Origin of the sequence: Guptibacillus spartinae, from assembly GCF_028610625.1 — a bacterium.
GTDB classification, from domain to species: Bacteria; Bacillota; Bacilli; order Bacillales; family Guptibacillaceae; genus Guptibacillus; species Guptibacillus spartinae.
This window is the reverse complement of the sequence record NZ_JAQQWU010000001.1, coordinates 60,125-79,428: the sequence shown is the minus strand read 5'-3', so window position 1 is coordinate 79,428 and position 19,304 is coordinate 60,125. Positions and strand designations below refer to the sequence as shown.

The window sequence follows — 19,304 nt, the reverse complement described above, 5'->3', positions numbered from 1 at the left end:
CTGACTAACCAGCCCTATTCTGGAGCTTTCTTGGTTTAGCTAAAATATACATAAGCAGCAATTCCAGCTACTGCTAAAACGGTTACAAAAAGGTAAATAGCGGAGATCGTGACAGTCGTATTTTTGGCCTTCTTCCCATAACCAGGATCACTCTTACCAGCAACCATTAATGTACCAATTAAGATAATTACAAGAAAAATAACAATAAGCGTCGTTGCGATTGTGATCATTCCCCACCCCTCCTTTTCTCTAATCATACACTGTCCTGATTTTGTAATAAACCTGCAAAACTGTGACAGATTTGTTATGATAAGAAACATGTGCAATTTTGCACAATAAAGAGAGAAAGAGGAGTGTATCGATGAGAAGAGGAATTTTACTAATGGTCATTGCAGCACTATCCATTTTAGCTGCGTGTAGCGGTTCAGAAGATGATGCAGAATCGAAAGGGACAGTGACGTTTGGTTTAAACAACTGGGCAGAGAACATTGCTGTATCAAATATGTGGAAGGTCATTTTAGAAGATAAAGGCTACGATATCGAACTAAAATCAATGGAAAAATCCCCAGTCTGGGCAGGGGTCTCTCAAGGTGATCTTGATGTAGCTGCAGAAGTTTGGCTACCGACCACAGATAAGCCATTATACGAAGAGTACAAAGAAGATGTTGTCTTAGAAGATGCTTGGTATGAAGGAACTGGTCTAGGACTTGTTGTTCCCTCTTATATGGACATTACAAGCATTGATGAACTAAATAACAAAAAAGATGAGCTGGGCTTAGAAGAAATTGTCGGAATTGACCCAGGTGCTAGTTTAATGGAAATGAGTCGAACTGCTCTTAAAGAATACGACTTAAAGTATGACCTTGTTGACAGTTCAGGACCGGCGATGATGAGTGAATTGAAAAAAGCGTATGAAGACAAAGAGCCAATTATCGTCACTCTCTGGAATCCTCATTGGGCTTTTGCTGAATATGACTTAAAGTATCTTGAAGATCCAAAGAAAGTTTACGGTGAAGCAGATGATATCTTCTTCATGACAAGAACAGATTTCAGTGACGAACACCCTGAAATTGTTGAGTGGATGAACAATTGGCAGATGGATGATGATTCTCTTGGTAGTTTAATGGCTACGATTAAAGATGCTGATGATGCTGAAAAAGGGGCACAGCAGTGGGTCGAAGAGAACGAAGAACTCGTCTCTGAATGGACGGAATAGCGCGACTCATCTTCGAATTCTTTATCTAATAGAAAAGGAACCCTCCAGTTGTGGAAAGGGTTCCTTTTTTGTGAATATCCTTATGATTGTGAAAGGTCATTTACTGCGACAACTTTCCCGATCGTCTTTCCAGATTCAAGACGAGCATGCGCATCAGCAATGGTAGAAAACGTAAAGCTTTCTTCATCTAAGACAGGTTTTATAACATTGTGATCCACCATTCGAGCCACATTAGTCAAGATATCACCATGGTGCTCTCTTCCTTCATTCGTTAACATAGGAACAAGCATTAACACACCGTGATAGGTAGCGCTTTTTACGTAAAGCGGCGTCATATCATGTTCACCACTTCCAACGATACAAGCAACTTGTCCTCCGTTTTTTACTGCCTGGAACGACTTCTCCATATTATCGCCGCCGACCGTATCGAATACAGCGTCAAACCCTTTACCATTTGTATACTGGTTAACATAGTCTTCTACCGACGTTTCTTTATAGTTAATCGCATAATCTGCACCTAACTCTTTACCAATGTTCATCTTCATGGAAGTAGATGCGGTTGTGTATACGATCGCTCCTAGTGATTTTGCTAGCTGAATGGCAATATGACCAACGCCTCCAGTGGCACCATGGATGAGCACTTTTTGACCAGGTCTTACGTTCATGCGATCAACAAGGGCTTCCCATGCGGTGATGGAAACGAGCGGAAGGGCTGCCGCTTCCGACATGGATAATCGTTCAGGCTTTCTAGCAACAAGCTTTTGATCGACAATCATTTGCTCGCGTAAGGCTCCGTCAACACCCTTTACACCGCCAGCACAAGCATACACTTCATCTCCCTTTTGAAAAGGACTTCCCTCGGTTACTTCTTCTACAATTCCTGCTACATCTCCATGAAGTACCGCTGGAAAGTCTGGTGCAAACGCCTCAGCTTGACCAGAACGAACCTTTGTATCAACAGGATTTACACTCGTCGCTTTTACATTAATCTTTAGTTCACCTGGCTTCAAATCTCTTGCAGAGAGTTCTTCCACTTGGAATTTGGAAGGACTTCCAAATTCCTTTATAACGACTGCTTTCATTGTTAAACGTCCTCCTTCATTTTCCACTACATTGTGTTGTTCTTTTTACATTTCCCTGTTAACTTTCTAAACAAACAGGTATTGTCTGACCAATTTATGACCACACTTCATGATACAGCCGGTCATTATCTTTTCATAACAAAAGATGCTGTCAGATGACCGGCCGTACCAATGCAAGTCATTGAAAAGGCCCTTCTCACATAGTGAGAGGGGCCTGATCTTGTTTAAGAAGTAGAGAGCCTTTTAAGGATAGCGTTAACTTGTTGGACGCTGTCATGAATGATCTCCCTAGCTGATTTCGTTGTACTAAGGCGAGAACTTTGCCCAGACCAAAGCGACATCCACTCAGGACGTTTCGCGATCGCTGCTTGTTTCCGAATATCTTTTGTTAACGTATTTAACGTCGGGTATCCTGGTAAATCCTTTAGTCCGGCCATTCTAGTAATGAAATCATTCTTTATACCACGTGCGGGCTTGCCACTAAATACTGAGGTTATGACTGTCTGATCTTCTTTAGTTGTTAAAATGGCATGTTGATGAAGCGGATGAGCGCCACTTTCCTGACACGTAACAAACGCTGTGCCCATTTGAACAGCGTCTGCACCGAGAGCAAGCATACTTAACACTCCTCTACCGTCCATGATTCCCCCTGCTGCAATGACAGGAATGCTAACAGCATCTACAGCTTGAGGAATGAGCGAAGCAATTCCGATGAGTGCTTCCTGAAAGTCAGCTTTAAACGTCCCTCGGTGACCACCTGCTTCCATTCCCTGCAACACAACCATATCTAGCCCACGCTCTTCATTCATCCTTGCTTCTTCAACCGTCGTAGCCGTCCCGATTAGAATCATTTCTGCCGTCTTTAATCGACTGACATCTTCTTTAGAAGGAACGCCGAATGTAAAACTGCATACTGGAACGCCTTCATCCATGATCACCTGAAGCTTATCTTGATAGTCCATTTGAGCTTCTAAATACGACTTTCTCTTCCGTTCTTGATCAGAAATATCCAGTTCAGCTTCAAAGTATTGAAGCTTGATTTGCGCGTTCGCAATACTCTCTTCTGAAGATCGATCGTCCTCTGGAATAAATAGATTAACCGCAAAAGGTTTTGTTGTGAGCCTCTTTATGTCACGTATTGCCTTCTGCATTTGGGCAGGGGTCATATACCCAGCGCCTAAACTTCCTAGTCCTCCTGCATTTGAAACAGACGCCACTAGTTCGGGTGTCGTGACACCACCTGCCATGCCGGCTTGAATAATAGGATACGTTATCATTAATTTCGACGTAATTGGCGTATCATACCACACGTTGTTTTCCTCCTTTGTCCACACTTATTTCTAACTACCCGTATGATGAATGTGTACGGCAATTAAATAAAGAATTTTAAAATCGCCATTGGACCGGATCGTCCAATTTTCTCCTTACCAGTATCGATAAACCCGGCGCCAAGATAGACTTTCTTTGCTGAAGGGTTATTTTGATTTACACCTAGAACGACTTCTCGACAATGAGGGAGGTGAGTTTTCACAAACGGTTTTAATTGTTGAAGGGAAGCTTTAGCGATACCTCGGCCCTGATAGGGGAGATTAATCGAAAATGCCCTTAATAAGATCGCATGAGTACTCTTTGAATATGCCCATACATCTGCCCCCTGATCGAGGACGAAAAAACCAACTGGCCGGTCTCCTTCCAATATGGCTACAGGAAACCGCTTTTGATCGAGCAAGCATTTTTCGTAAGCTAGAATCGGCATAGAAGTAAAAGCAAGCTGCTGTTTATGTAACGTAAATTCCCTTAATGGTTCGATATGTTGAGGGGCTACTTTCGTTAGCGATACACGGTCCTCGATTTTTTTCAAACTTGTAGCTCCTTTCTACGATTTCTTACCCTTTTCTCCATTCGTGCTTACATAAATAATTCCTTCCCATCGAGAAAAATGATCAAAAAAAAGCGCCCCGCATGGAGCGCTTCCTCTATTGTTTTTCACGTCTAGCAAAATCGACAAATCGAAACTTATCAAGACGATGTCGTGATTCAGTATATTCAATTAAGGTTGTATCATTTAAATAAACATAATTTCGAACAACCACGACATGCTTGTACTCATGTAAATCCAGATAGCGGTGATCTTCTTCGTTGGCTTCTTCCACAATAATGTCTTTTTTCGCATAGCTAATGGAAAGCCCAAGATCGTTTTCTAGATAGTCGTAGATGGAATTTTCACATATTGTTTTAGTTAGCTTGGGAACCCATTTAGCTGTAAAAAAGTCACGATCTAAGATGATTTTTTCCCCATCAATTTCACGCGCACGAATCACGTGCCAAACTTCTTTCCCTTCCTCAAGCTCAAGCTGCTCACGGATCCATTGATCTGGCAACTTTTTTTCAAGATGATGGACAATTGTTCGTGATGCGCGGTTCATTTTTTGTGAGATTTCTTTGAAACTAACCAATCCAGATACCGGAAACTCATAGCGATCAAGATCAAGAACAACAGATCCTCTCGCTTTAATCTTTTGAATCATTCCGTTTTGAGAAAGCAAATTCAGAGCTTTCCGAATGGTTTCTCGAGAGGTGCCATAAGCTTCAGCGAGTTCATGTTCAGAAGGCAATTTACTATTCGGTTCATACGTACCTTCTAGAATCCGTTCAGATAACTCGTTGTAGATTTGTTGATACTTTGTTTGCTTCATATCCTCACCTTGCCTTAGTTAGATGATAAGCAACCGACTCATAAGGTCGTAACGTCATTTTTTCAAAGGATGAAGGTGAATCGACATAGTTTGAAATGAGCACCTTTGCATGATATTCGTTTACGTCTACTTGAGCAGGTAGTTCAAAAGTCGCTTCCGTTTCATAGAAATTATTAATAACTAGTAGCTTTTCATTTTCCCCATTGCGCACATAGGCAAACAATTGAGGATCTTCAGCTAAAAGGAGTTCAAAATCGCCATTTGTGATGAGATCCACATTTTTTCTCAGTGAGATCAGCTGTTGATAATGTTCGAAAACCGAATTTCTTTCTTTCAATGTCTCTTCTACGTTAATTGTCTCATAGTTTTTTGCTACTGGAATCCACGGCTCACCTGTCGTAAAACCAGCATGAGGCTCGGAAGTCCATTGCACTGGCGTTCTTGAGTTATCTCTTGATTTATGGCGTAGAATCTCAAGAACTTCTTCCTCACTATACCCTTTTTCCTCTTTTAAGATCGAGAAAATGTTCAAAGACTCCACATCGCGGTAAGAAGAAATCGCATCAAACTTCGGATTTGTCATCCCAATTTCTTCACCCTGATAAATATAAGGAGTACCCTGCATCAGATGCATCGTGGTAGCGAGCATTTTTGCGGATTCTCGTCTGTACTCTCCGTCATTTCCATAGCGCGATACAATGCGAGGCTGGTCATGGTTGCACCAGAACAGAGCATTCCACCCGCCACCTTTGATCATTTCCGTTTGCCATGTCGAAAGAATTTCTTTAAGCTTCAAGAAATCAAAGTCAGCAACAGACCACTTTTCTCCATTAGGATAGTCGACTTTTAAATGATGGAAATTGAACGTCATGCTTAGTTCGTTACGCTCAGGGTTTGAATATTGGATGCAGTCTTCAATTGTCGTAGACGACATCTCACCAACTGTCATGCTGTTATATTTCATAAAGACATTCCGATTCATTTCGTTCATAAATTCATGAGCGCGAGGACCATCTGTATAGAATTTGCGTCCGTCGCCAGGTGCTACCGATCCGTCATCATTTGGGAACTTCTGATTTTTTGAGATTAAGTTAATGACGTCTAGCCTGAAACCATCTACCCCTTTTTCAAACCAGTATGTCATCATATCATACACTTCATCGCGTACTTTCTCATTTTCCCAGTTCAAATCAGCTTGCGTGACATCAAAAAGATGTAAATAATATTGACCCGTTTCCTTATCAAACTGCCAGGCATTGCCGCCAAACTTTGACTGCCAATTTGTCGGTTCTGCTCCATCAACGCCGTCTTTCCAAATGTAATAATCACGATAAGGATTATCTTTTGATTTACGAGATTCGACAAACCATTGATGTTCCGTTGACGTATGGTTGACAACGATATCCATAATAATTTTAATGTCTCTTGCATGAGCTTCTGTTAAAAGGCGATCAAAGTCTTCCATCGTGCCATACTCTTCATAAATACTAAAATAATCACGAATGTCGTACCCATTATCATTTTGAGGAGAATCATAGATCGGCGTTAACCAAACAACATCTACTCCTAGCTTTTGTAAATAATCAAGCTTTTCAATAATCCCCTGAATATCTCCTGTTCCACTACCCGTCGTATCATTAAAGCTTTTCGGATAAATTTGATAAACAACAGATTTCTTCCACCATGGTTGCATCTGATTCCACTCCTATTATTAGATTAAATCATCAAAAACAAAGGCGATACCACCGGAGCTTCTACGCACCTGATGATATCGCTCCTTTTCATTGCTCGCTTACTTTTCTCACTTTTCCATATAAGAATGTTAAAACAAATGGCACAACAATTGCAATCGCCATACCTGTAAAGAAAGCAGCCCAGTATTCTTTGAAAATGGAAAGGAATCCTGGTATACCACCTACACCAATTGATGTAGCTTCAACGCCACTAACGGTAATCACAAGACCAGCAATCGCTGATCCGATGATTGCAGCGAAGAATGGAAATTTAAAGCGTAAGTTCACTCCAAATAAAGCGGGTTCGGTGACGCCAAGGAAGGCAGATACGGCTGATGTTCCTGCAAGACCTTTTGTTTTTTCATTACGTGTAATGAGCATCATCGCAAGTGCAGCAGCACCCTGCGCAATATTCGATAGAGCGAGCATTGGCCATAAAAATGTGCTACCCGTACTACCAATTAACTGTAAGTCAACAGCAAGGAACGTGTGGTGCATTCCTGTAATAACGAGTGGTGCATAAAGCGCACCATAGACTAGTCCACCAATGGCTGGTGCAAAATCAAACAGACCAATAAAGCCATCTGTTAAGAGATTTGCAATCCAGAATGTAACGGGACCAATTAGAGTAAATGCAAGAAAACCAGTGACAAGTAACGCTACAGGCGCTACGATCAACATCTGAATCGAATCGGGTATTCGTTTATTTAAGAACGTTTCGATTTTCGCTAAGATATAGGCTGATACAAGTACTGGTAATACTTGACCTTGATAGCCGATTTTTTCAATTTCAAGTCCAAATAAGTTCCACGTTGGGATATCATCTGCCTCACCATATGCCCATGCATTCAATAAGTCCGGATGGACGAGAATGAGACCTAGTACAATACCGAGCAGTGGACTTCCCCCAAATTGCTTGGCGGCTGACCAACCGATTAGACCTGGTAAAAAGACGAAGGCTGTATTGGCAATCAGGTTAATAATACTCGCCAAATCCGCCCATTGCGGATACACTTCGACAAGCGGGTCGTTAAAGAAAATATCTGGTGCTGTGAGAATATTATTAATCCCAAGAAGCAAGCCAGCGGTTACAATCGCAGGTAAAATCGGAATAAAAATGTCGGCAAGCGTCTTCACGCCTCGCTGAAGGATGTTTTGTTTGCTTGCAGCCGCATCCTTCACATCCTGTTTGGACGCGCTTTCAATTTCTGCCAACTCTGCAAAAATCTTATATACTTTATCAACGGTTCCCTGTCCAATGACAACCTGGAACTGTCCATTCGCTGAAAACGATCCTTTTACAAGTTCGTTGTCTTCCAATGCTTTTGTATCTACTTTACTTTCGTCATGTAAAACAAGACGGAGACGAGTCACACAATGTGTGGCAGTCGAAATGTTTTCTTTTCCACCAATGGCTTCAAGAATTTGCTCAACGGACTCTCGATTAATCGCCATGTTTTCTTCCCCCTTAGAAAAACAGTTAATTACTTAGAGAGCACGATGAGACATGTACTCTCTAAGGCCATTCTTAGGCTTTCACTTTCGTCGTCATGATTTCTGTTTCGTTTGAAGCGCCTGCTGCGTATTTCTTCTCAACATTTTCAAGAACATCAGCGTTCGTAATGATGACAGGTGTAATCGTGCTTGCTGCTTTTTCTTTCACAAGATCAAGGTCAACCGTAATAAGAGGATCCCCAACTTTTACTTTGTCGCCTTCTTTCACGTGACCTTCAAAACCTTCGCCTCCCATGCCAACTGTTTCAAGCCCAACATGGATTAAAATTTCCAGACCAGATTCAGATTCAATTCCAACTGCATGCTTCGTGTGGAAAAACTGAATAACCTTTCCGTTTACTGGTGATACCACTTTGCCATCTGTCGGTTCAATCGCAACGCCGTCTCCCATCATTTTTTGTGAGAATGTCGGATCAGGGACCGTTTCAAGTTCAACAACTTTACCGTTTAATGGTGCATAAATAACCTCTTCTGATGGTTTTTCTTTTTTACCAAATAGTTTTTTCAACATCGCTATCTTCTCCTTTCAACCGCTTTCATTTATTCAATATCTTGTATAGACAAGTTCAACTTTCACTTTGTAGTTTATCTTGTATAGACAAGTTAGTCAACTCCAAAGCTCAACTATTTCAATCTAAGGGGGAAGGATAGATTCGTAGATAAATTCCCTCTACTCCATTTCCTAAACGCTCATGTTTCACTTTGCTTAAAAACGTATACATAACAAAAAAGGAGAGATGACAATGGAAAAAGAAATGATGAAAACCATTTACTTTGATGATGACGGTACAATTCCAAACAACCCTTTTTATCCACTTACCCTTTACCGTGCTGTTTTAGAAAATCATGATGCAATGACCCTTTTTAACAATAACAATTGGACGAACGCATGGCAAAATGGGGTCTTTCCTTATCATCACTATCACAGCAATACACACGAAGTACTTGGCATCGCCAAAGGAGAAGCTTCAATCACGTTTGGGGGTGAGCAGGGAGAAACGATTCATGTGAAGAAAGGAGATGTTGTGGTCATACCCGCAGGAGTTGGGCACAAAAAAGAACAGGCTTCTTCCGATTTTCTTGTCGTCGGCGCCTATCCAAATGGCCGCGATCATGACCTAAAAACAGGGGAACGAAACGAGCGGCCTGCTGTTCTTGAAAACATTCGAAAAGTGCCCATACCTGAATGTGATCCGGTTTTCGGCGTAGACGGCCCCTTAAAAAAGAAATGGATCAAATAGTCATTTATCAATAAAAAAGGCGCCCTTTGCAGGCGCCTTTTTAGGTGGTCGATGTTGATTTTTTGAATCCCGGAACCGTTCTTTCATAGAAATCTAAATCATCTGGATGATGGGCAATACGGCTGTTTGCATGGAGAGAATCAATTGACGTCATCTCTTCATCCGTTAATTGGAAGTCATACACATCTGCATTTTCTTTTATTCGTTCTTCTTTAGAAGATTTTACATTTAAAAGGAGATCATGTTGTAAACACCATCTTATAACAACCTGCGCAGGGGTTTTCCCATAACGATCACTGATGGCTTGAATAACAGAATGAGCGAGCACCTGGCCTCGTTTTAAAGGAGACCATGCTTGAACACGTATTCCTTTTGAACGACAATAATCACGCAATTCACCCTGAATTAATTCTGGATGAAGCTCAATTTGATTAACGACCGGCGTCACAGTTGAAATACGAGAAATGGCTTCAAGATGATGGGTTTCAAAGTTGCTAACGCCAATCGCACAAACTTTTCCTTCATGATAAAGTTTTTCGAGCGCCTGCCACGTTTCAATGAATAAGTGTGGGACGGGCCAATGAATTAAATAGAGATCAAGATAATCAGTGCCAAGGCGCTCGAGTGACCGCTCAAATGCGGATAATGTGGCGTTGTATCCCTGTTCATCATTCCAAACTTTAGAAGTTAGAAAGATTTCCTCCCTCGGAACACCGGAATCCTTTATCGCCCTTCCAACCGCTTCTTCGTTTTGATAATAGGATGCCGTATCAATTCCTCGATAACCTGTTCCCAAAGCAACCTTAACACCTTTTATCGCTTCATCATGGCTCATTTTAAAAACACCGTAACCCAAATAAGGCATTTTAACGCCATTTGAAAGGACTACTCTTTTTTCGATACCCATCACATCTACCTCCTTCTCTCTTTTTAATTGCGTTAAAAAACGAAGCTATTGTTAATTTATTTTTTTATTTTGCTTCCTATAACCTTATACGAGCTTACGGTATTCATTAATAAAGACGGTTGGATCCTCTTTAATGATAAAGGACACCACACCTCGATTGGTATGAAGGTACAAAAAACCATAAAGCGTTGATTGAAAACGATACGACATATCAAAGACATGTTGAATGGGAAAGTGATCCTGTCCAACGATAATACGATCTTCATATAATTCTAAGTCGTACTCCTGTTCCAGCGTTTTCTGTTCGTTTCGTTCTATTTTGCGTGTCACCTCAATAAAGGGGTGAGATAATATAAATTTCAAACTGATCATCCTCATCTTTCTTTCATTCTACACATGCTTGCTCAGTTCCTCTTTAGGAAAAAGTTCAAACGTAGAAAAGGAGCGAACCAATACTGGCCCACTCCCTTTCACTCCTCACTCGTTAAAAGCATTTCGCTTTATTAAAATAAGGTTATCGCTTATTTTCCTTCAATTGCTTCGATAATTTTATTCGCTGCACTTTCACTTGATTGAGGGTTTTGGCCTGTAATCAAATTACCATCACGAACAGAGAAAACGGACCAGTTATCCGCTAGTTCAAAGTTCGCACCTTTTTCGCGAAGTTTTGATTCTAGCAAGAATGGCATTTGTTCAACAAGACCCATTTCACGTTCCTCTGAATCAGTAAAGGCACTGACTTTCTTCCCTTTTACTAAAGGCGTACCATCTTTATACGTAACGTTCACTAGTCCAGCTGGACCGTGGCAAACAGAGCCGATAAGTTTATTTGCTTCAGCTTGTTCCTGAAGAATGTGCTGGAGAACCTCACTATTCGGGAAATCAAACATCGTACCATGACCACCTGGTAGGAATACAACATCGAAGTTATTTGCGTCTTCTTTTGTTACTTTTGTAGTATTCTTAAGCTGGTTTTGCGCATCTTCCCATTCCTTCGGATCTTCCTCTGGAATACTATTTGGATCAAGTTCAACTTCGCCGCCCTGGATCGAAGTTACTTTAATATCATATCCTTTTTCCTTGAAGATGTTATAAGGGACAGCGAACTCCTCAAGCCATAACCCTGTTTTGTGTTCTGAGTCGATTTCTGTATGATTTGTTACGACCATTAATACTTTAGTCATTTGAATTCCTCTCCTTTATCTTCTAAGTACTTTGTTGATCACGATGACCACTTTAGTACAATACCCGCTTTTCATAAAAGTATTCATCCTATTTAAGTCCAGAAAGTTTTCTAATATAGCAATTGTGGGATAACAAAAAATAAGTAGAACACATTTAGAAAAACAGCACCCATGACAAGGAGGGTTTTCATCTGCTTTAACTGAATAAAATATAAAATTAGCCAGAGTGCAAATAGTCCAATTGGAACGAATAGGAATCGGTTGTTGTCAGCTAACTTAAGGACAGCAACAAATTCTAGAGCAGAATACGGAACGATAATCACTCCAAGAACAATATTAATAAGGTGTATCCATTTTGGATCAAGCTCTTTCACGCCACTCGTTTCTCCTTTCTTAACAACCCGTTCTTTTTTTACCCTCTTCTATTCTCCGTTTCTTGAAGCAAAGAGTCAACGTATGATTCCATTCTCTTTCCATTAAGTGGTTGTTTCATAATTAGATTGTCGTGTATTGATAGAAAAACGTCGGATATCTTTTCTTCCAACCGAATGGTTTCACTTGTAATGTAAAATCATTTAAGGAGGAGAAACGATGATTCAAAAAATGAGAAGCATGGTAGTGCTGCTAATCGCAAGCGCTATTTTTGTTGCTACACCTTCCTTTGCTTCAGCAGCAATTGGAGATCGAACAATGCAAAAGGGGAGCTCTGGGGAAGATGTGAAAGAGCTTCAAGACTATTTAATGACAAAGGGAATGTTTCCTTACCATACAGCAACAGGTTATTTTGGTCCTATTACGGAAAATGCCGTTGCTGCATTTCAAGAAAACCGAAATTTGCAGGTCGATGGGCTCGCTGGTTCTGAAACAAACCACGCGATTCAAGTCCTCAGAAGAGGAGACATTGGAAAGCAGGTTATACATATTCAAAGTCAGCTTCAGGAAGCTGGCTATGAAAGTCAAATTGATGGAATCTACGGTTCCGGAACAGTCGCTACGGTCGAACAGTTTCAGCGTAACAAAGGGCTAACGGCTGATGGAATTGCTGGACCTGCTACACGTAGAGCGTTAGATCGAATTGCCTCACCACGTTCTGCTGCAGGTAAAGAAGTTACCGTTGAAAGTACGGCTTATACGGCTGACTGCACAGGTTGCTCTGGGGTTACGAAAATGGGAATTGATTTAGAAAAGTACCCTGATGCGAAAGTCATTGCAGTTGATCCAGATCAAATCCCGTTAGGATCAATTGTTGAGGTAGAAGGTTACGGAACTGCCATTGCAGCTGACATCGGTGGTGACATCAATCACAATCGAATTGATGTTTTTATTCCGGGGCAACAAGACGCTCTAAACTGGGGTCGCAAAGACGTAACGGTCCGCGTCATTGAATAGTAAAAAGACAGGTTCTCTCGGAACCTGTCTTTCTTTTATTCGTTTGTTGAATGCTTGCCCCGCTGCTGCAGCTTTATTAAACGATACGTATGCGTAAAGATTACTTTTAACACTGCGTACGTTGGGATAGCAAGAATAAGCCCAAGGAAACCTGCAAGACTACTTGCCACCAATAATAGTAAAATGATCGTCAAAGGATGGATATCCAGTTTACGTCCCATTACAAGCGGTGAAACTAAATTGCTTTCAATTTGTTGAATGACGATTACCCCCAGAACCACCCAAAGAGCTGTAAGCGGTGATTCAATTAAACCGACAATGACACCTGGTGCCGTACCAATAATCGGCCCAATAAACGGGACAACGTTAAGAAAAAGAGCAATAAGTGCAAGAATTAAGGCATAATCTAGGTCAATAATCACATACCAGATATAAACAAATGTCCCGATAAAGACACTTACGATGAGCTGCCCCTGAATAAACCCACTTAATGCATCATCCATGTCTTCAAGTATTTTCGCTCCTTCTTTCCGATGAGCTTTTGGAACGACTTTAAGTAAAGAGGGCATCAGTTTTTTTCCATCTTTCAACATAAAAAACAAAATGAATGGAAGAAGCACAATACCAACTAGAACATTTGTAACTATATTTAAAATTGAAAAGAGATAATTCCCGAAAGAAGAGCTAATTTCTCCAATTGAACCTGAGATTCGATCAGTCAATCCCTGTATGTCGATCATTTCACTTTGAAGAATTCTAGCTATGTATGGATTCTTCTGCCAGCTATTAATTGCATTTTGCAAATCGTTCACAAGCGTCGGGGCACCCTCTACAAGACTATTAAATTGTTCAACAAGCACTGGGCCAATGCTTAAAACAAGGCCGGTTACGCCACCGGCAAGCGCAAGATACACGAGAAGAATTCCGAGCGGCCTTGGAATTTTCCATTTTTCTAAAAGGGCAATGACTGGTCTTAGAATGTAATAGAAGACTCCTGCTGCAATAATTGGAAACGCTAATGTTGTGACAAGGATAACAAGGGGACGAAAAATAAATTCAATTTTACTTCCAACCCAGATCACTGTGAATATGAGAAGAAGCCATATAAAAAAACGAAATAAGCGCGATTTTTGCACTATGTCATCACTTCCTTTTTTTCAATCGTATCAAGCCTTTACGATAAAGGCGAATAATCATTTCAACGAACCATACTGGATATTTTTTTGGAAAGAAACGAAACGAATAAAGGGAATCATAAGCTACTTTTAAATCTTCCCAGTGGGTACAGACCTTACTTTGACGAAAGCGAACGACATCAATAACGCGTACATCCCCATTGGATAAAAGCATGACATTCTGAAGATGTGTGTCTGATGGATTTAGACCTTTCTTACGAGCGTAGTTGAGGGCGTCATCCACTTTCGCAATCATTTCATCTGTAATCACGATTCCTTGAATTAAACACTCGTAGAACGTCCGTCCTTCTAGATATTCTAATACGACATACCCCTCTCCTCCTTCATAGAAAGAGGGGTAGTAATCACGATTAGCTAATTCTTGATAAATCGATGCTTCTAGTTTTGCGAGGTGAACAAAATCAGGGTAAAAAACTTTCAGCACTTTTGGCACACTCGGGAGCTTAAAAACGACCGCACTTCTTCCTCTACCAATGATCGTTAAGTCATCTGGCTTCTGAAGAACACTTGTCCCTTCTATTTTGATGTTTATCAATAATCTCTCCATGTCGTTCAAGCACAAGCACCCTCTTCATTTCTTACATTTGCTACGCTAAGCTTTTAATCTATTCGCAACAGATTATATATATAAGGGGAAATAACGTCCATACGTAATCGAAATCGACTCGTCACTTAGTGGGTACAGAGATCAGCTACTAAAAAATGGTGTTTTCTTATCGATTTTACTCTCTTTACGAAAAATGACAAGAAAAGGTTTCATTCTCCTAGAATGGCTCTCCCGTCATGTTTTCCATAAATAATTTATAAAATTTGAAGTAATTCAGTTCGATCGCCACAAAATGAGCAGGCCTTTTATCAAATTTTGCTTGCTCAAATGATTTTCTGAAATCTCCTATAGTAAGGCCTCGTGCCTCTCCAGTTATTTCTACTGCAACTGGCGTACGGTAAAAAGTACAGATACTATTATTTTTAACACTCATTAAAGTGAGCGCATCATGAACAGGACTTCCTTCAATATTCGGGACCATCTTTTGATAGAAATTCTCATAATAATAATCTAAAAGCGCCTTAAGAAAAGGCGGCTTGCTTTTAGCTTCTATATAATTTACCATTCCTGGTGTGACAATAGCATGCATCGTTACGTTTAGTGGAAATAAAAAAACATTCTCTGCGTACTTCATGACGATATTGCCTGCAACGGGATCCGCATAAAAGTTCGCTTCTGCACTCGGAGTGACATTCCCTGGCACATTAAATGCTCCCCCCATAATATAGAAAGATTTAATCATTTTCATCGTATCAGGATAGAGAAGAAACAACGTTGCGAGGGAAGTCATTCTGCCTACATTAACGATAACTAAATCTTCTCGATACTTTTCTATGAGAGGGATCACTTCAAAGAAGTTTTCTAACGGCTCAGCTTCATTTGGTGGTGGCGTAATCGGACCTAAACCTTCTGGACCGTGAACATTCGGGTAATACGTTGGTACCTCCCCTGTCATTGGTTTTTCCGCCCCACCCATTACAGGGATATCCGTTCTCCCTACTTCTTTAAGTAAATAACGAACATTCCTCGTTGTTTGCTTCTTCGATACGTTACCATAACATGCTACTATACCAACAACCTCTACATCTTTTGATAAATAAGCAAATAATAAAGCAATGGTGTCATCGATCCCAACGTCTCCAAAAAAAAGCACTTTTTGTCCCATACTTTCCACCTCATCCCAGTTTTCATCACCACTAGCATATTCACGTAGCACTAGAATAAGAAGTACGGGGTTTAAGCGAACAGCTGCAAAGGTTTTTTCCTTTAAGAAGTAAAAAAGAGTAGACTCCCTACTCTTTAGGAACAAAAATATGTAATTCATTGTGCATCACTTCTGCTTCAAATGGAAGATGGACACCCTCGTCCCCGTCAATATTGACGACAAGCTCATGGTCTGACTCTACTTTCAGAGTAGATGCAGGGAAATATTCCACTTGAGCGTTGTCTTGTAAATGCCCAGTAAACAGATCTGGAATAATCTTAAATACTTTTGGGAGAGAAAATTCTCTTAAAATAAAGACGTGAAAATAGCCATCATTCACTTCGGCATGCTGGGCAAAAGACTGAATCCCACCTACTGAATTCGTTAATGCAATCAGCATAATATACGCTTCTCCATTCCATTGTTTCCCATCATACGTCACTTTCAGGTCAAATGGCGTTTTATCTTTTAGCGCTCTTCCCCCTTCAATTAAATAAGCAAGCGGTCCAAATTTGGATTTTTGCTCAGGTGTCACATCATATACTGCTTCTGCAATGGCTCCTACAGCAAGCACATTCATAAAATATTGATCATTAATGTGCCCGATATCAACCGGTTTTGTATGCTGTTGTGCCAGGACTTTTAGCGCCTTTTTCGGTTGCATTGGAATGCCGAGCGCTCTAGCGAAATCATTAACCGTCCCTAAAGGAATGAAGCCGAAATTTGGACGCTCTGACTGACTCGCTAAACCGTTAATCGCTTCATTAATTGTTCCATCTCCCCCCATTGCAACGAGCGTATTAAAATGATTTTCGCATGCCGCTTTAGCAAAACGGACAGCATCTCCTTCTTTTTCTGTATATTTTACTGTGACGTCTACATGATTTTCCTGTAAAATGTTTACTGCTTCTTCTTCGTAATTCATTGCTTTTTCTTTACCCGAAGATGGATTGATAATGAGCATAGCACGTTTCACGATTTTGTCCTCCCTAAACAGAAATTGCAAAGTCTTTTCCTACCATTCCCCTCTTATCGAAACGTGAAACAGTAGTTCCTTTCAATCGTCATTGTATCTTTGCGTTTTCTCCCCTAGTAATCAATTCGAAGCGCGAAGTAATATAAAGGAAGTCACTTTAACTAGCTTTACTGAACATAGGAAGGAACAATAGTAATGAAAAATTACTTCTCATTCGTTAGCAGTTTTATCGTATTATTCTTTTGTTTACAACTCTTATCAGGAATATTTTTCGCCATTTTCTATGACCAATCGTCTTACACTAGCACTGGGAATTACACAAGTGCAGAAAATTCTTTTTTAGTAACCGTCATTGTTTTAGTAATCTCTGCTATACTTGCATATTTCATTCAAAAAAAGTTAAAAAACCGTTCCAATTAATTCACTCCATTCTCCTAAACTGTAAGAATATATTGATAGGTTGTAAAATTTTATGCTATTATTTATAAAAGTTCATGATGTTGTAACAATTAAGGATACGGGGTAGCGAACCTGCCTCAGGTTCTGATGGTTATAACAATAGTGAAAGCGATTAACTGTTGGTTATGTCTAGTAGCGTACCTGCTATCGGCTAACTGTCAATCACCTCCAAGAGAATGCCCATTCTCTTATTTGGTCGATCGACAGTTTTTATTTTGTTTCATTAGTTAGCTTGTTAACGAACTAAAGGAGATGAAGTGGATGAAAAAGGTTAAGAACAGGTGGCTAATCGCAGCATCTGCAGTTGGAATTCATATTTCAATCGGTTCTGTTTATGCATGGAGTAATTTTACCGATCCACTTATTAACGAATTTGGCTGGTCTGCTAAGCAAGTACAGTTTACATTTAGTCTTGCCATTTTATTTTTAGGGCTTTCAGCAGCATTTCTCGGTCATTTTGTAGAAAAATACGGTCCAAGGAAAGCGGGACTTCTTGCAGCTAGTTTTTTTGGAATTGGTATTTTCGGTTCAGGATTCGCTGTCAATATGGGCTCTCTTCCCCTACTCTATATCTTTTATGGAGCGCTTGGAGGAATTGGTCTTGGCGTTGGCTATATCGCCCCTGTCTCAACATTAGTAAAGTGGTTTCCAGATCGACGTGGTCTTGCAACTGGTCTTGCCATTATGGGGTTCGGCTTCGCCGCAGCGATCGCAAGTCCTGTTATGGATTCGTTAATTAAATCAGTTGGAACTGCCAACACCTTTTACATACTTGGAGCAAGTTACTTTATCCTTATGGTCGCTTCTTCTTTGTATTTAGAGAAACCTCCTGAAGAATGGGCCCCAAAAGGGTTTAAAGAAAAACAAAAGCAATCGAAAAAATCAGGAGATCTTTCTCAGCTCACTGCGAATGAAGCGATTAAAACATCACGATTTTATTACTTATGGCTCATGCTTTTTATCAATGTGACGTGCGGAATTGCGATTCTTTCTGCTGCAAAACCACTTGCACAGGAAAGTATCGGATTAACAACCACGGAGGCGGCTGCGCTCGTTGGTGTCCTTGGGATCTTTAATGGTCTTGGCAGAATCGGATGGGCATCGGTTTCCGATTATATTGGGCGTCCAAATACGTATACCACGTTCTTTGTTCTACAAATTGCTCTGTTTGCCCTACTTCCTCATACGACGACCGCAATCTTGTTTCAAATCATGCTTGCAATCGTGTACACATGCTATGGTGGAGGATTTGCTTCCATTCCTGCTTATATCGGCGACATGTTCGGAACAAAACAACTTGGGGCCATTCACGGGTACATTCTTACAGCCTGGGCAGCCGCTGGACTTGTCGGACCGATGTTTGCTGCCTGGATGAAAGATACAACAGGTAGTTATGCTGCGAGTTTAACGTTCTTTGCAGGTATGTTTGTCGTCGCACTCATTATATCAATCGTCATTCGGAAAGACATTCGTAGGCTTCGTAAAGAAAATGAGATGCCTACAGCTGTAAATATGTAAATTCAGTTGTAAGGTAATGACCATCTCGATAAGAAAGTAGGACAGTATGACTAAGTATGAAGCAGAATTCAGCAACCTTGTACGCTCTTTTCGCAAGAAACATATGGGCAAAGGACCTAGTAAAATCACAACAACGTTTTGCAAAAACTGGGCAATTTGTGAGATGGAAGGTAATCTTTCACCCGTTGAAAAATTTATTGCTAGCGCAGATGATGGGAAGCAAATGCTGCGTGCTGCAAGAACGGAAATGGTAAAAGAAATGTATCGAAACAATCCTCCCGTTCAGATGGAAGAGTTTCTAGGGAGTAAATTTCTTGACCTCTTTGTCGATATCGATATTGACCGCGATTTCGGAATGTCGATCTTTGTATTTGATCAAAACATCGAAGAAAAAATGAAAATTACTTAATAAAAACCAAAATGGTTAGGCACTTGGTAGCG

The 19,304-nt window shown here is 40.5% G+C and carries 21 protein-coding genes; 5 read left to right on the top strand and 16 right to left on the bottom strand.

Annotated features, from left to right (window positions below):
• Positions 1-35: 35 nt before the first annotated feature.
• Positions 36-230 carry a hypothetical protein gene (locus PQ511_RS00425; protein WP_273849951.1) on the bottom strand — a complete coding sequence of 65 codons (195 nt, stop codon included), beginning with the start codon at positions 228-230 and terminating at the stop codon, positions 36-38.
• A 131-nt stretch (positions 231-361) separates the two neighbouring features.
• Here PQ511_RS00425 and PQ511_RS00420 point away from each other — a divergent pair, with 131 nt between their 5' ends.
• A complete protein-coding gene (locus tag PQ511_RS00420) occupies positions 362-1,216 on the top strand; it encodes a glycine betaine ABC transporter substrate-binding protein (RefSeq protein ID WP_273849950.1) in 855 nt (284 codons plus the stop codon).
• A gap of 80 nt (positions 1,217-1,296) precedes the next feature.
• On the opposite strand, the gene PQ511_RS00415 is transcribed toward PQ511_RS00420, so the two are convergent.
• The 7 genes from PQ511_RS00415 to PQ511_RS00385 all read right to left on the bottom strand — a co-directional run bounded on the left by PQ511_RS00415 (position 1,297) and on the right by PQ511_RS00385 (position 8,753).
• Positions 1,297-2,298 (bottom strand): zinc-dependent alcohol dehydrogenase family protein, encoded by a 1,002-nt coding sequence (locus PQ511_RS00415; protein WP_273849949.1) that lies wholly within the window; start codon positions 2,296-2,298, stop codon positions 1,297-1,299.
• Between the two features lie 224 nt (positions 2,299-2,522).
• Positions 2,523-3,608 carry an NAD(P)H-dependent flavin oxidoreductase gene (locus PQ511_RS00410; RefSeq protein ID WP_273849948.1) on the bottom strand — a complete coding sequence of 362 codons (1,086 nt, stop codon included), beginning with the start codon at positions 3,606-3,608 and terminating at the stop codon, positions 2,523-2,525.
• Between the two features lie 62 nt (positions 3,609-3,670).
• Positions 3,671-4,159, bottom strand: a complete 489-nt coding sequence (locus tag PQ511_RS00405) for a GNAT family N-acetyltransferase (RefSeq protein ID WP_273849947.1) — start codon at positions 4,157-4,159, stop codon at positions 3,671-3,673.
• Positions 4,160-4,274: 115 nt separating this feature from the next.
• Positions 4,275-4,994 (bottom strand): trehalose operon repressor, encoded by a 720-nt coding sequence (gene treR, locus PQ511_RS00400; RefSeq protein ID WP_273849946.1) that lies wholly within the window; start codon positions 4,992-4,994, stop codon positions 4,275-4,277.
• Between the two features lie 4 nt (positions 4,995-4,998).
• Complete coding sequence (treC, locus tag PQ511_RS00395) at positions 4,999-6,687, bottom strand: alpha,alpha-phosphotrehalase (protein WP_273849945.1); 1,689 nt, start codon at positions 6,685-6,687, stop codon at positions 4,999-5,001.
• An 88-nt stretch (positions 6,688-6,775) separates the two neighbouring features.
• The gene (treP, locus tag PQ511_RS00390) at positions 6,776-8,182 is read right to left on the bottom strand and encodes a PTS system trehalose-specific EIIBC component (protein WP_273849944.1); all 1,407 of its coding nucleotides are present in this window, start codon (positions 8,180-8,182) and stop codon (positions 6,776-6,778) included.
• Between the two features lie 73 nt (positions 8,183-8,255).
• Positions 8,256-8,753, bottom strand: a complete 498-nt coding sequence (locus PQ511_RS00385; RefSeq protein ID WP_273849943.1) for a PTS sugar transporter subunit IIA — start codon at positions 8,751-8,753, stop codon at positions 8,256-8,258.
• Between the two features lie 232 nt (positions 8,754-8,985).
• Between PQ511_RS00385 and PQ511_RS00380 the strand changes: the two genes are divergently transcribed.
• On the top strand, positions 8,986-9,483 hold the full coding sequence (locus PQ511_RS00380) for a cupin domain-containing protein (protein WP_273849942.1): 498 nt from the start codon (positions 8,986-8,988) through the stop codon (positions 9,481-9,483).
• 40 nt (positions 9,484-9,523) lie between these two features.
• On the opposite strand, the gene PQ511_RS00375 is transcribed toward PQ511_RS00380, so the two are convergent.
• From PQ511_RS00375 to PQ511_RS00360, 4 genes are all read right to left on the bottom strand, one after another.
• Positions 9,524-10,390 carry an aldo/keto reductase gene (locus PQ511_RS00375; RefSeq protein ID WP_273849941.1) on the bottom strand — a complete coding sequence of 289 codons (867 nt, stop codon included), beginning with the start codon at positions 10,388-10,390 and terminating at the stop codon, positions 9,524-9,526.
• Positions 10,391-10,474: 84 nt separating this feature from the next.
• Positions 10,475-10,762 (bottom strand): hypothetical protein, encoded by a 288-nt coding sequence (locus PQ511_RS00370; protein ID WP_273850607.1) that lies wholly within the window; start codon positions 10,760-10,762, stop codon positions 10,475-10,477.
• Between the two features lie 149 nt (positions 10,763-10,911).
• Positions 10,912-11,574 (bottom strand): type 1 glutamine amidotransferase domain-containing protein, encoded by a 663-nt coding sequence (locus PQ511_RS00365; RefSeq protein WP_273849940.1) that lies wholly within the window; start codon positions 11,572-11,574, stop codon positions 10,912-10,914.
• A 110-nt stretch (positions 11,575-11,684) separates the two neighbouring features.
• Complete coding sequence (locus PQ511_RS00360; protein WP_273849939.1) at positions 11,685-11,948, bottom strand: hypothetical protein; 264 nt, start codon at positions 11,946-11,948, stop codon at positions 11,685-11,687.
• Positions 11,949-12,165: 217 nt separating this feature from the next.
• Between PQ511_RS00360 and PQ511_RS00355 the strand changes: the two genes are divergently transcribed.
• A complete protein-coding gene (locus PQ511_RS00355) occupies positions 12,166-12,963 on the top strand; it encodes a peptidoglycan-binding protein (RefSeq protein WP_273849938.1) in 798 nt (265 codons plus the stop codon).
• Between the two features lie 35 nt (positions 12,964-12,998).
• Here the strand turns inward: PQ511_RS00355 and PQ511_RS00350 are convergent, their stop codons facing one another.
• The 4 genes from PQ511_RS00350 to PQ511_RS00335 form a co-directional block, all read right to left on the bottom strand.
• Positions 12,999-14,099 carry an AI-2E family transporter gene (locus PQ511_RS00350; RefSeq protein WP_273849937.1) on the bottom strand — a complete coding sequence of 367 codons (1,101 nt, stop codon included), beginning with the start codon at positions 14,097-14,099 and terminating at the stop codon, positions 12,999-13,001.
• A 7-nt stretch (positions 14,100-14,106) separates the two neighbouring features.
• Positions 14,107-14,715 (bottom strand): serine/threonine-protein kinase, encoded by a 609-nt coding sequence (locus tag PQ511_RS00345; RefSeq protein WP_273849936.1) that lies wholly within the window; start codon positions 14,713-14,715, stop codon positions 14,107-14,109.
• Between the two features lie 208 nt (positions 14,716-14,923).
• A complete protein-coding gene (locus PQ511_RS00340; protein WP_273850606.1) occupies positions 14,924-15,871 on the bottom strand; it encodes a nucleoside hydrolase in 948 nt (315 codons plus the stop codon).
• A 127-nt stretch (positions 15,872-15,998) separates the two neighbouring features.
• On the bottom strand, positions 15,999-16,886 hold the full coding sequence (locus PQ511_RS00335; RefSeq protein ID WP_273849935.1) for a diacylglycerol/lipid kinase family protein: 888 nt from the start codon (positions 16,884-16,886) through the stop codon (positions 15,999-16,001).
• 720 nt (positions 16,887-17,606) lie between these two features.
• Here PQ511_RS00335 and PQ511_RS00330 point away from each other — a divergent pair.
• Together PQ511_RS00330 and PQ511_RS00325 are read left to right on the top strand one after the other, a co-directional pair.
• Positions 17,607-18,863: an L-lactate MFS transporter gene (locus PQ511_RS00330; protein ID WP_273849934.1), complete on the top strand. Its 1,257-nt coding sequence runs from the start codon at positions 17,607-17,609 to the stop codon at positions 18,861-18,863.
• A 46-nt stretch (positions 18,864-18,909) separates the two neighbouring features.
• The gene (locus PQ511_RS00325; protein WP_273849933.1) at positions 18,910-19,272 is read left to right on the top strand and encodes a Na-translocating system protein MpsC family protein; all 363 of its coding nucleotides are present in this window, start codon (positions 18,910-18,912) and stop codon (positions 19,270-19,272) included.
• Positions 19,273-19,304: the final 32 nt, after the last annotated feature.